General features: G+C 45.4%; 10 protein-coding genes. All 10 read right to left on the bottom strand.

The window, feature by feature from the left end; all coding sequences use genetic code 11:
* Window positions 1–40 precede the first annotated feature (40 nt).
* A complete protein-coding gene (locus FQV30_RS08780; protein ID WP_146499786.1) occupies window positions 41–1,318 on the bottom strand; it encodes an extracellular solute-binding protein in 1,278 nt (425 codons plus the stop codon).
* Window positions 1,319–1,912: 594 nt separating this feature from the next.
* The gene (gene ade, locus FQV30_RS08775) at window positions 1,913–3,637 is read right to left on the bottom strand and encodes an adenine deaminase (RefSeq protein WP_146499785.1); all 1,725 of its coding nucleotides are present in this window, start codon (window positions 3,635–3,637) and stop codon (window positions 1,913–1,915) included.
* A gap of 295 nt (window positions 3,638–3,932) precedes the next feature.
* Window positions 3,933–5,084 (bottom strand): mannitol-1-phosphate 5-dehydrogenase, encoded by a 1,152-nt coding sequence (locus FQV30_RS08770; protein WP_146499784.1) that lies wholly within the window; start codon window positions 5,082–5,084, stop codon window positions 3,933–3,935.
* Window positions 5,085–5,522 carry a PTS mannitol transporter subunit IIA gene (locus FQV30_RS08765; RefSeq protein ID WP_146499783.1) on the bottom strand — a complete coding sequence of 146 codons (438 nt, stop codon included), beginning with the start codon at window positions 5,520–5,522 and terminating at the stop codon, window positions 5,085–5,087. It abuts the gene before it with no gap.
* A 111-nt stretch (window positions 5,523–5,633) separates the two neighbouring features.
* Window positions 5,634–7,118 carry a PTS mannitol transporter subunit IIBC gene (locus FQV30_RS08760; RefSeq protein WP_146499782.1) on the bottom strand — a complete coding sequence of 495 codons (1,485 nt, stop codon included), beginning with the start codon at window positions 7,116–7,118 and terminating at the stop codon, window positions 5,634–5,636.
* Between the two features lie 559 nt (window positions 7,119–7,677).
* Window positions 7,678–7,875: a hypothetical protein gene (locus FQV30_RS08755; protein ID WP_146499781.1), complete on the bottom strand. Its 198-nt coding sequence runs from the start codon at window positions 7,873–7,875 to the stop codon at window positions 7,678–7,680.
* Window positions 7,876–8,092: 217 nt separating this feature from the next.
* Window positions 8,093–8,668, bottom strand: a complete 576-nt coding sequence (locus tag FQV30_RS08750) for a TetR/AcrR family transcriptional regulator (RefSeq protein WP_146499780.1) — start codon at window positions 8,666–8,668, stop codon at window positions 8,093–8,095.
* Between the two features lie 354 nt (window positions 8,669–9,022).
* Window positions 9,023–9,973, bottom strand: coding sequence for an L-lactate dehydrogenase (locus FQV30_RS08745; protein ID WP_146499779.1), 951 nt, complete (start codon window positions 9,971–9,973; stop codon window positions 9,023–9,025).
* A gap of 89 nt (window positions 9,974–10,062) precedes the next feature.
* Complete coding sequence (locus tag FQV30_RS08740) at window positions 10,063–11,049, bottom strand: aldo/keto reductase (RefSeq protein WP_146499778.1); 987 nt, start codon at window positions 11,047–11,049, stop codon at window positions 10,063–10,065.
* 841 nt (window positions 11,050–11,890) lie between these two features.
* Window positions 11,891–13,255 (bottom strand): PQQ-dependent sugar dehydrogenase, encoded by a 1,365-nt coding sequence (locus tag FQV30_RS08735; RefSeq protein WP_146499777.1) that lies wholly within the window; start codon window positions 13,253–13,255, stop codon window positions 11,891–11,893.
* Window positions 13,256–13,421 lie beyond the last annotated feature (166 nt).

The following is a 13,421-nucleotide window of genomic DNA, read 5'->3' as shown; positions in this document are numbered from 1 at the left end:
AGGCAAGAATGAAATGCCGCCCACCTATTTTTTATCCTTGTTATTGAGGTGCTGTTTCAGCTACCTGAGCAGCTTGGTCAGTCGCTTTTTGCAATTCCGACATCAGTTTATCTTTTGTCATCCCTTCATCCCCCACTAATTGCGGGAACACACTCTCTGTCATATAGCGTACTTGTTCCCGGTATTGGTATAGCTGCGGCGCCCCCACAAATGAATCAAATTGCTGGACGTTCTGTGCGGCGAGCGGATATTTTTCCGCATCTTGCTCAACCAGCTCAATTGTTGCCAAATGGGTCGGCGCTTGGCCGCTGTCCGCCCAGTTCAACAGGTTCTCAGGTGTATACATATATTTCAGAAACTCAGCAATGCCGGCTTTTTTCTCTTCATCTTGAACGGAAGATGGCAGCGCCACCGTATGGCCGCCCCCATAAACGCCCGGCTGGTTGCCCAGTTGAGGAGCTGAAGCAATTCCCAGATCATCTCCATAAGCTTCTTTTACCGCCTGGTAATACCATGGACCAGTGAGGGCGGTAGCAGTCTGGACTGCGCTTCCGCCTTCATCGACTTGCTTCATGAAAGCTTGGAATTCCCCATCGAGACCCAGTCCTGCCGGAGATATATTATCTTTATAAATCATGTCATGGTAAATCATCAATGCTTCCGCAAATTCGTCCTGAGCGAAATTCAGATGGTTGCCATCCACCAGATTGATGTTGTTCTGTGCCGCTATTGTCATATAAAACCATTCAGGCAAACCGCCGCTAGGTATGCCGGTCGCGTAAAGATTCGGATCTTGTTCCTGCAGATTCTGCGTTAAATCGATCATTGCGTCATAGGTCATAGGAGCTTCAGGAGAAAGTTTTTTGTTGTAAAACATGGTCATTGGATGGATATCAAGAGGAACAGCAAATGTCGCCCCATCAAAGGTCACTTGCTCTTTTGCCACCGGGTGAAAATCATCAGGGCTGATGCCGGCAGTTTCAAGCACACCGCCTATATCCTGGATCATATTATCCTGGCGATAAGTTTGGAGATTGTCGGAATGGATCAAGACTAAATCATAGTTGCCTGTTTTAAACTTGGTATAGTGATCTTTTTCTTGGGACTCTTCCACCACATACTGATCCTGTGATTCATTGAATCCATTGGTGATTTTTTTCATGTATTCGCCATCCCCGCCGGTAAAGCCGTTAATATACTTGATGACTATTTTGCCGTCTGCGGTTTCACCACTGGAGCCAGAGCCGCCGCCTCCTCCACATGCGCTCAATATCATCGCGACAATCAACAGTACAGATAAAAGCACCTTGCTCTTCATCAATGTTGCCCCCTTTTTAGGATAATAACGCTTACACAATTTGATGCGCGAGACAGTTCAAAGCACGATTGCACTTGACCCAAACCCAAACAACCACCCAAAATTTTGTTATTTTTCTTAATATTATAATAATTGAGTTTTTAAAGCAAATTCATATTCAAATCCTGTAAGTCTTGTAGGAAGAAATATTCATCCAACCTATAACTTTTACTCTCATATAGCCAGATCTTTCAAGCTCATGGTTCCGGCCTGACACCCTCTAGTTCTTGCAATACTCGCTTTTTCACCGGATTCTCTGCCTGCGTTCAAAGAAAATGCAAATTGGTAAAGTACAGGATTTGAACTCCCCCCTTATTAATGTATTCTTGGATTTGAGACAGCCCTCTTCCATTTTCTGTTTTTTCTGAAAACTATTCATCACTTACTGAATATCCTGACAACCCAGCCTTTAAACCGAACATTCAAAGAATAAATCCACCAACTTTCATGTAAGTCCCATTCTTTCTTTTGCTTTTGCAAAAATCTCCTAAAAAAACCTTGGAGCAGGGCTGCAAAAAAGCAGCCCGCTTCAAGGTTCTTTTCATCCATTACTGGCTATTCCGAGACAGGAACGGCGATATGCTGAAACTTTGCCATATCAAACAATCCGCAATCGGTGATTTTTAAATGCGGAATGACTGGCAGCGACAAAAAAGACAAGGTCAAAAACGCATTGAAATGGGTCGGTGCGCCAAGCTGCAGCAAGCTCTCATCCAGCGCTTTGATTCCTTCATAAACCTGCTGGAAACTCTCCTCCGACATCAGCCCTGCAACCGCCAAAGGCAAAGCTGCCAGCACATTTCCGCCTTCCACCACTGCCAATCCCCCTTCCATGCTTTGGAGGCTTTTGACCGCAGTCAAGATATCTTCATCGTTGGTGCCGGCTGCAATGATATTATGGGAATCATGGGCAACGGTTGTGGCGATGGCTCCTCTTTTTAGCCCGAGTCCTTTGACGATTCCAAGACCGATATTGCCTGTCGCGTTATGGCGTTCGATGACCGCAATTTTCAAAAGATCCTTTTCTGCGTTTGGAACAAAGCGGCCGTTTTCCGCTTCCACTTGTTCGACCAAATGCTCTGTCACCAAATTATTCGGATTGATGCCAATCACATTCGCTTTTACGCTTTCTGCCATCCCAATCTGCAGGCTGTTTTCCGTATAGCCGGAAATGTTCACTGTATCCCTTACCTCCTCGACAGCTGCCCTTTCGCCGACAGGGCCGGTATATGCCCCGTTTTGGCCGACCAGGACCCCGTTTTTATAAACTTCTGAAATGGAGAAGGCTTCAAGATCATCAAGCAAAATCAAATCCGCATCAAACCCTGGCGCAACCGCTCCTTTCATTTGCAGACCATAGCACTGCGCCGCATGGAGGCTTCCGATCGAAATGGCGGTGATCGGATCGATGCCTCGGCGTATAGCTGCCCGGACGTTATAATCAATGCTGCCTTCGTCAATCAGATCGTCCAGATGTTTATCATCGGTGCAAAACAGACAACGATGCGCATTTGCTTCAGTAACTGCTTCCAAAAGAGCCTCTAAATTTTTCGCGACCGATCCTTCCCGCAGCATCACATACATTCCCCGGCGCAGCCGTTCTATCATTTCTTCTTTTGTGACGCATTCATGGTCGGTTGAGATACCGGCTGTCCTGTAAACATTCAAGTCGTTATCCGTTAAACCTGCGGCATGTCCATCCCTTTGGGCACTGAGCATAAGTTTATCGAGCATTCCGCTATCCGCTCGAAGAACTGCAGGAAAATCCATCACTTCTGCAATACCCAGCACCCTTTGGTGACCGACGAATTGCTCCAGGTCTTTTGCGGCAAGAACGGCCCCTGAATTCTCAAAAGAAGTGGCAGGCACACAAGATGGCAGCATAACAAAGATATCTAGCATCACGGATTCTGAATCCTTAAGCATGAAATCGATCCCTGCCGCTCCCATAACATTTGCAATTTCATGTGGATCTGTAATGACCGAAGTGACCCCGTGCGGAAGGACAATCTGCGAGAACTGGTGGGGTGTGACCATCGAGGATTCGATATGGACATGGGCGTCGATCAAACCCGGGGCGACAAAGCGGCCTTCCGCATCGATTTCCTGAACTCCCTCATAGTCCCCGACTCCGATAATAACTCCGTCTGTAATCGCGATATCGCCGGCAGTCAGTTCTTTTGTGAACACGTTGACAATGCGCCCATTGCGGATCACCAAGTCCGCCGGCTTTTGCTTTGTAGAGGCTAGGATACGAGATGTTAATTGCTCTTTTTTCATGGCGATTCTCTCCTTTATTCCATATGATTTTTGGGTTATGTATTGGATTCCTTTCATCCACCGGATTAAAGAAGAAATCATTCATCAATCGATTGTAGATGAGACTAATTTTAACGAAAAGGCCTGTAATTGAATAGCCGGCAATTGTTTTTTTATCGACCCGTGTCCAAAGGGCGCTCGGTTCTCTCATAAAAAATATAGTCAGCTTCTCTAAAGTGAAATGGCTAGTATGGATGCCATGAATGAGCCACAAAAAAAGTTCCCGGCACTATAGGCACCGGGAACCCGTTTCGTCTTATCGCTTCATGTTATCCAATTGCTTCATGACAGCGGCAATCAATGGGTCGCCGGCTTCCAGTCCTGAAACGCTTTGCAGGGTTTTTTCATAGCCTTTTTCAGCAATTTGTTCCCGCAGCCGGCGCGCTTCGTCATCTTGGTCATTTTCATACAGTAAGACGCCTGCAATGACCGCCGCAAGATGAACGGGTTCTTTGCCGGTCAATTGGATGTACAGGCTAGCCGGGCGGATCAGGCGGTCGTTCTGTCCGAGTTTCCTGATCGGCCCCCTCGCTACGCGTGTAACATAATCAGAAACATAGGGATTGCGGAAACGGCCAATGATTTTTCGGATATATTCAGCATGCTCCTCTCTATCGAATTTATGCTGGCGGACAACCACTTCGCCGGTTTCAGCAAGCGCCCCCTGAAGGATAGTGTCAATTTCCTTGTCTCCCATAGCTTCATTGATCGTCGAATAATTTTTGTAATGGCCTAAATACGCTGGAACCGTATGGCCAGTATTGACCGTGAATAATTTGCGCTCGATATAAGGATTCAAATCATCGACATACGTGATTCCTGCAACGTCCGGCTTTTGGCCTTTGATGGCCGCCTCTTCGACCACCCATTCATAATAAGGCTCGACCGCCACCCCGAGGATATTCCCTGGCCGCTGATCTGGTACAATGCGGTCAACTGCAGCGTTGGGAAAACCAATCAATTGTTCTGCCGCTTGTTTTTCCTCTTCGTTTAAATATTCGTAAACGTGTTTTTTCAAGATTGAACTGCCATTGATCATGTTCTCGCATGCTATCACGTTAACCGGATCTTTCCGTGTCCGCATGCGCACTTTAAGGCCTTCTGCAAGAAGCCGAGCGATATGAGGCAAAACATTCGGCCCTACTGCGGCAGTGATCAAATCCGCTTTGCCTAGCGCTTCCGCCGCTTCTGCGGGATGGGTGCTGCTGTTGATGCCGCTGACGTTTTTGACTGAAATGATTTCCTGCTCCGTGCCCACCAATGTCACTTCATATGCCCGCTGCTGGTTCAACTCTTGTATGACCGTATCATTCACATCCAAGAAGAGGGTCTGGTACCCGGACTGATACAAAAGGGCACCGATAAATCCCCGGCCGATATTCCCGGCGCCAAAATGGACCGCCTGCATTTACTTCACCTCGCTGAAAAGTTCCATAATATCTTCTTCTGAAGTGGCATTAAGAATTTTGTCTATGTTTTCTTCTTCAGAGCAGACGATGGCGATATTTGAAAGAATCCCTAAATGTTCATCGCCTTTTCCGGCTATGCCGATCAAAATTTTTGCGATATTGCCGTCCCCGAAATCAACGCCTTCCGGTACAGTAACCACTGAAATACCGGTTTCAAACACATTTTGCTTCGCGTCTTCTGTGCCATGCGGAATCGCCAAGTAATTGCCCATATACGTAGTGGCCATTTCTTCGCGGTCATACATCTTATCGATATACCCCGCATCCACATAGCCGCCTTGAACAAGGATTTCACCCGTAAAGCGGATCGCTTCGGTTTTATCCGGAATTGCCACATTCAACTTGATATTTTCTTTGCTAAGAACCGGTTTCGCCACTTTCCTCACTCCTGTCCAATTTTTTGGTCAAGCCTTCTGCTGGTTGGCCCATAGAAAGCTTCGGAACAGACAATCAGTGGAGCGGAATATCCCCACGGATTGTCCTGCCTTTTATTCGCCCTGCTCTTTCAGCCGCTGCGCCAACTTATCATATTCAGGGCTGTTCATGAAGTTTTCCACCGAAATATGCTCCGCCTGCGGAAGTTTGGCTTTTGCACGGTCGGTCAGGTCTTTGTGAGTCACTACGACATCCGCGTCTGCCGGCAATTGATTGATTGCCGTATTCGACACCGGGATATCAATCTGCGCTTTTTTGAACTTGTTTCTGAGCAAGGATGCGCCCATCGCGCTTGAACCCATCCCCGCGTCACAAGCGAAAACAACTTTTTTGATTTCGCGTGAAGATTTCACGGGAGCCGACCCGACAGCTTGCGTATTATCGGAAGCCAAGTTCCTTGCGCCGGCATCGCCTATAACGCCTGCAGCCGGTTGGGGAGTCAAATAACCGGTGGCGTCGCTTTTCTTCCCTTTCATTTCCTGCATTCGGTTAGCCGCAGCAGACAAATCTTCTTCTTCCACTTTGCTTGTTTTCAAAACGACGGATGCTATGGCAAAAGAAACGGCCGCCGCTATAAGCACCCCCAGTATGACGCCCGGATAGTTCCCGGGAGGCGTCAGGGCCATCAAAGCGAAAATACTGCCGGGTGACGGTGTGGCCACAAGACCCGCGTTAAATAGCGTAAAAGTGAAGACGCCGCTGATTCCGCCTGCGATGACCGCTAAAAGCAGCATCGGTTTCATCAAGACATAAGGAAAGTAGATTTCATGGATTCCACCCAGGAACTGGATAATCGCAGCCCCTGGAGCCGAACTTTTTGAAATGCCTTTTCCAAAAACCGAAAAAGCAAGCAATATTCCGAGGCCAGGTCCTGGATTGCTTTCCAGCAGGAACAAAACGGATTTTCCTGCGTCCGCCGCTTGCTCAACGCCCAATGGGCTCAAAATCCCATGGTTGATTGCGTTGTTCAAGAAGAGGATTTTAGCGGGTTCAATGATGATGCTAGCCAAAGGAAGCAATCCCATATCCACGATCACTTCGACACCGGAAGCTAAGGCATTCGTCAAGCCGTTGACAAGAGGCCCGACAAAATAAACTGAAATACCGGCTAGAAAAGCCCCCAATATACCCGCAGAAAAGTTATTATAGAGCATTTCAAAGCCTGGACGGATTCGATGCTGAAATCCGCCGTCGATCAGTTTCATTGCGAAACCGGCCAGTGGCCCCATGATCATTGCGCCGAGGAACATCGGAATTTCGGCTCCGACGATTACCCCCATCGTTGCGATGGCTCCAAGCACACCGCCCCGGAAGTCATAAACCAAACGGCCGCCGGTAAAGCCGATCAACAGCGGCAATAAATACGTGATCATCGGGCCGACAAGAGTTGCCAATTTTTCATTCGGAATCCAACCATCCGGGATGAAAAGAGCTGTTATAAGACCCCAAGCAATAAAAGCGCCGATGTTCGGCATGATCATTCCGCTCAAATAGCTGCCGAAGCGCTGAATTCGAGCGCGAGTCGTTGCTTCTGCCATGATGTTCCCCTCTTTTCTTCAAAATAATTGCAGACACCAATTGCAGCTGAGAATTATTTTTCTTTAAAAGAAGACAAACCGCATCTTGTCCCACTTCCACTAGTCTTTTTTATTTCCTCCTTTCTGTTGATCAGGCATCATATAAAAGCATAAAGAAGACAGGCCGAAATTACTTACAAAGAAGCTGCCGTTTCTTCTTTCACCTTTTGGATTGGTGTCCATCCCGATTCTGTGCCTTCCTAAGTTGAAAGAATTTTCCTTTTTGGGCTATGCTTATTTGCATATGCTTGCTCCAGCTAAACAGAAATACTTTATTGAACCAATAGTATCACACGATAGGTTCATTTGTTCATTGTTATCTGAATTATCAGTCATAAAAGAAAAAAAAACAACCTCAAGGAAAGATAGGCAATCCAACCCTCAAAACAAGGCTGCATAGGAAACGAGGTTTCCTGGAGGAAGAGGAAACTTCAAGCCCAAAAGAAATAGGAAAAGCCGCCTATTCATAATTGAATCGGCAGCTTTTCCATACCATTGCTATTTAGGAAATAATTTATGATCAATAACTTAACGCTTTTTCATACATCCACATTTTTAAGTTGCCGATTGATGGAAATGAAACTTCTTCACCCGTGGTTTTGTTCTCGGCTTTCACAATCACGTCGAATTCATCAGGGACGAATGACCAGCCTTCACTCATTAAAGTCCGCGCCATTTTCACAATCATGCTTGATCCTTTGATCGATTCCATGTTCATTAAACTCCACCCCTCTCACTTGTAATGAATAGTTTAATATAATCTTATAATTAAAGTAAGATTAATGCTCAATTCCTTCTTTAAAATATTTTCAAACCACATATTATAAATAAATTAGTTAACATAATAAAAATATTTAATATTTTTTAAAAGTGAATAAATATGCATTTCTATAGCATAAAAAGAATAACCGCCATTTTCCTGCCGGAAATAGCGGTTATATCTCTTCTTCCTTGCATAATGAACTCAAATGATAACTGATGATTTCTTTTGCTTTGGCTTGAGTGTTCGGCTGCCGCAGGCTTTCCAATCCCAACCCATTGATGAGCGCATATAGCCTTTCGGTTTCGATAGTGGTGTCCAGATCTTTCTTCATGAGATTCAACAGCCGCAAGTTCGACAAAGCATTTTTCACAGCGAGATAAACATCGTCCTTCCCTTTCTCTTCAAAGACACCCGTTTTAAAAACTATCCTCACTCGCGTCTCATGCTCCAGTTCTCCGGTTGACGGCAACAGCGCCAACAACACCAGCAGAATTTTCTCCTTTGGGGGCTGGTCGCCGGAAAAAATTCTGTCCACTTTTTGCATTATCCTTTCCGAGGCCAGACCCTTTACATATGCCATCAATTCTTCTTGTGAATGAAAGCAATGACGCAACGAACCTAACGATAATCCAGCCTCTTCTGCAATGTTTCTTACTGATGCACCCGCAACCCCTTTTTCTAACATGATCTTCCATGTGGCTTTTGCAATTTCAGCTTTTCGGTTTTCGAGATCGATAAGTTTTGGCATAAGACTATTCTATCACAATAGCAAGAATTTTCAGATTTTTTAACACAGCTGTATTAACTCTTTTTTAGAGTCCATTTTGTTTTAAAACATTTGTATTATCAAAAACTTGATAACTTTCTGCTATTGTGGATAACAAGGACAACTGTGGGCTGCTCCACCACAGCCGAAGCATTCTGATAAAGAAAAGGGCCATGCTGTCAAAATGATTTACAAAACACCCAGCATAAACAGGCTCCTTAAAAGGCTTCACGGAACTTTTCTTTCGGCAGCTCAACAAAATAAACCCAATCCCTTAGCATGTGCAGCCATCAAAAAGCCTTTATCCACTTATGAATAAAGGCTGCTAGAATCTCATCATCCAATGATAGAGGACATCGTTTCCTTCAGCAAGGTTACTGAATGGTCAAACTGTTCCTTTTCCTTCGCATTCAAATCGACTTCCATCACCTCCCGGATTCCAGAGCGGTTGATGATAGCAGGTGCACCGATAAAAACATCGTCATGGCCATACTGTCCGTCCAAATAAACCGAAACCGGAAGGACACTGTTTTCGTTCCTTAAAATCGCATTGGTTATGCGGACAAGCGACATTCCTATTCCGTAATAGGTGGCTCCTTTTCGTTCTATCACGTGATATGCAGCATCCCGGACGTTAATGAAAATATCATCGAGATCTTCCTGGCTGTAGCTGCTGTTTCTGGCAAGCAGCGATTCAATGCTGTCCAGGCCGATGCTCGTCCGGCTCCAGACCGGCAATTCTGTATCGCCATGCTCCCCGATAATGGCCGCATGAACATTTCTTGAATCCACATGGAAATACTGTCCCAATAAATAACGGAACCGTGCTGAATCGAGCGTCGTTCCCGAACCGATGACGCGTTCTTTCGGGAGGCCCGATTCTTTCCAGGTCACGTACGTTAAAATATCGACCGGATTTGTCGCAATCAGGAAAATTCCATCAAAACCGCTGGCCATTACTTGCTTGATGATCTCCTTGAAAATCTGTGCATTTTTCGCCAACAAGTCCAACCGTGTCTCTCCCGGCTTTTGTGCCACACCGGCCGTTATGACGACCAATTCGGCTTTCCCGCAGTCAGCATAGGTCCCGCTCCAGACATTGACCGGAGAAGGAGCGAACGGGATTCCGTGGCTCAAATCCATCGCCTCCCCTTCCGCCCTTTTCTCGTTGACATCGATCAAGACCAGTTCTTCCGCAACACCTTGGTTGATGAATGAATAGGCATAGCTGCAGCCTACAGCCCCGGTGCCCACCAATACCACCCGATTGACATTTTGTCTTTTCATATAGCATACGCCCCTTTTCTTAAAAAATGGCTTTCTTTAAAGAGAAAAAGCATCGCCTGGACGATGCTTTTCAGTTCTGCTGATTATGCTTACAAATTTACCCCTCTCATGCCGGCTTCCGGGTATCGGGTCCCTGAGGCCACTCCTTTTGGTGCAATCTCATCGATACGGTCCAAATCTTCCTGTGACAGCTCCACTTCCAGGGCGCCCAAGTTTTCCTCAAGGTATTTGATCCGCTTTGTCCCTGGAATCGGGACGATATCTTCGGCCTGTGCAAGCAGCCAAGCTAGTGCAAGCTGTGCTGGCTGGCAATTTTTTTCGCCGGCCATCTCTTCCACTTTCTTCACCAAATCCATATTCTTTTGAAAGTTCTCTCCTTGAAAACGAGGAGAAACGCGGCGGTAATCATCTTCAGCCAAATCATCGAACGATTTGATCTGCCCGGTCAAGAAGCCTCTGCCGAGCGGGCTGTACGGCACGAACCCGATTCCGAGTTCGCGGACAGCCGGCAGGATTTCGTCTTCCACATCGCGGCTCCAAAGTGAATATTCGGTTTGGAGAGCTGTGATCGGATGAACCGATGCCGCTTTTTGGATGGTTTGGACGCCCGCTTCCGATAAACCGAGAAAACGGACTTTCCCCGTTGCGACCAAATCGCTCATGGCACCCACCGTTTCTTCGATAGGCACTTTCGGATCGACCCGGTGCTGATAATACAAGTCGATATGATCGACACCTAACCGCCGAAGGCTCGCATCACACGCTTGTTTGACATAATCCGGGTGGCCATTGATGCCCAGGAACGAGCCGTCTTCCCCCCGGACATTGCCGAATTTCGTTGCGATAATGACACCGTTGCGCCGTTCCTTGACGGCGCGCCCCACCAATTCTTCATTGGCACCTACACCGTACATATCCGCTGTGTCCAAAAACGTGATTCCCTGGTCAAGTGCATAATGGATCGTTTTGATTGATTCATTGTCATCGCGGCCGCTGTAAAAGTCAGACATGCCCATGCAGCCAAGGCCTATCGCTGATACTTCAAGCCCCTGAGTTCCAAGTTTTCTAGTTTTCATCGGTCATCACACTCTTTCCTTAGAATTTTCGGGCGTCCAAACGGTCGGTTCGCTGTTTGGCAAAGGCGCCCAACAAGCATCATCTGCGGTTTCCATTTTTAGCTGCCTGGTTAAATGCGCTTGTTATATGAGGCATTTTGCTGACTATATGAAAATAGACGGTTTGGCAGTAATTCTTCAAAACCTGTATTCCCCGATCGATTCATGGAACGGTAAATTTTCTAGTGCCAAAAATACATTCCTTACTATACCCCTTTTCATTTTGTTGAATCCGGAAGCACGAAAAACCCCTTCTGCTTTTTCTAAAGTTCTTCTTAGGAGACGAGGAGTTTTTCGAATAAGTCAGGGGAAATACACAAAGGTTTTCAACAAAACTACTTTAAAGAATGGCCAGAGAAAGCAGGTGGGTACGTCTTCTATCTCTTATTTAAAAGCACACTTTTACAAGGAAAGAAAAGAGCAGCGGTTTTTACAACGCTACTCTTCATAAGGATGGGAGCCTTAATAAAGCTCACTAAATTAGAATTTAGCTTAAACTTAAATTTAAAAAGAAATTTACTGTTCTTCCCTCCCTCTAACATAAATGGGCTTTGAGTTTGTTCGTTAAATTGATATTTTGCGAACATATAATCTGAGGAAGCCCTATAATCTGCACAGGCAGCAAAAAAGAAGCAGGCATTCATGGATTTCCATGAATGCCTGCTTCTTTAATATTGTCAAGCGCCTTAAGTTAATGACATTGACATAAGGTTGGGTGCTTTTAGAGAATAATAAATTATTCAGCGTTGTCGTCTTCATCAGTATCAACATCGTCTTCTTCTCTGCTTTTAACTGTGTCACCTTAACTTGCTGCAGTAATCTTATAAATCTTACCGCCATCAGTGGCTGCAATAAGCGCGCCATCCTCAGTTACAAGAATATCACGGAAACGTTCGCCTTCATCAGTTAATAGACGTTCTTCTCCAACAATGGTGTCACCTTCAATAACGACACGTGCAATATAGCTCGACACTAAACCACCGATGAACAAGTTGTTCTCCCATTCAGGAATTGCGTCGTTATCATAGAATGAACTACCACTTGGCGCACTTGTTGGATCCCAATAATATCTTGGTTCAATAAAGCCCTGCGCTTCGTGTTCTGAAATACCATCATTGATTAATTCACCAGTGTACTCGATACCATAAGAAACAATCGGCCATCCATAGTTATTGCCTGGTTCAACAATATTCAGTTCATCCCCAGCTTGTGGACCGAATTCAATAATCCATAAGTCTCCTGTTTCAGGGTGGAAGTCCACACCTTGAATATTACGGTGACCGTAGCTGTAAATACCATCCAGTGCGTCTTCATCTTCGACAAATGGATTCGTCTCTACTGCTTCTCCATCTTGTGTAATGTGAATGACTTTCCCTAAATAAGCATCCAAGTCTTGTGCACGTTCGCGAATTGGATCATCTGAACGCTCACCAGTTGTTAAGAACAGGTTGCTATCTTCATCAAAAATTATACGTCCACCATAGTGCAAGTCACCATCATATGCCGGTAATGCTTGGAAGATTGTTTCGAAATTTTCAAGTGAAGTTTCATCTTCTGATAAAACACCTTTACCGACAGCAGTTACAGTACCATCATCGGCATCTTCAGAATACGTCAAGAATACCATTCTTGATTCATCGAAATCAGGTGCAACGGCTACATCAAGTAAGCCACCCTGACCTGCGTTATTTACTTCTGGTGTACCTTCGATTGGTTCTGAAACAGAGCCATCTTCAAGGTTTACAATAAGAAGTTCTGCTTCATCTCTTTGCGTAACAAACAAGCGGTTTGGTTCAAACTCTTCCATACCCCAAGACACACCAAGACCCTCAGCAATAACTTCCACATCATATTCTGTTTCAGTCACCACTGCAGGTGCTCTTGTTTGTTCTGGAAATGCCGGTTCAAACTCAGTAACTTTTGGTTCAGATTCTGCACTTCCATCAGTGCCTTCTTCAGCGCCCTCGCCAGCGTCTTCTTCAGTGCCTTCCTCAGTACCTTCTGCTGTTTCAGGGCTCTCGTCAGCATCCTCATCAGTATTTTCTTCTGTTGTGTCACCCGTTGGTTCTTGGTCTGAAGTTTCATTATTGCCACCACATGCTGCCAAAGCCATTACAAAGATCAGCATCATAAGGAACAGTAATCTTGACCACGAAACTTTCGTCATCGTTTTTCCTCCCTTTCCTAAAATATTAAACTGAAAATATACTAAAATTCAGTCCCCTGAAACCCAGTACCAAAAATTGGTTAAGACCTTCATATCATAACTAAAAATATGAAACTCCTTTGAAAATAATGTTATCATAATTATATGAAAAAAACAAAATAATCTG

Source organism: Planomicrobium sp. CPCC 101110 (assembly GCF_007859395.1).
GTDB lineage: Bacteria > Bacillota > Bacilli > Bacillales_A > Planococcaceae > Planococcus.
The sequence above is the reverse complement of the archived record's forward strand: the minus strand, read 5'-3'. Positions and strand labels throughout refer to the sequence as shown.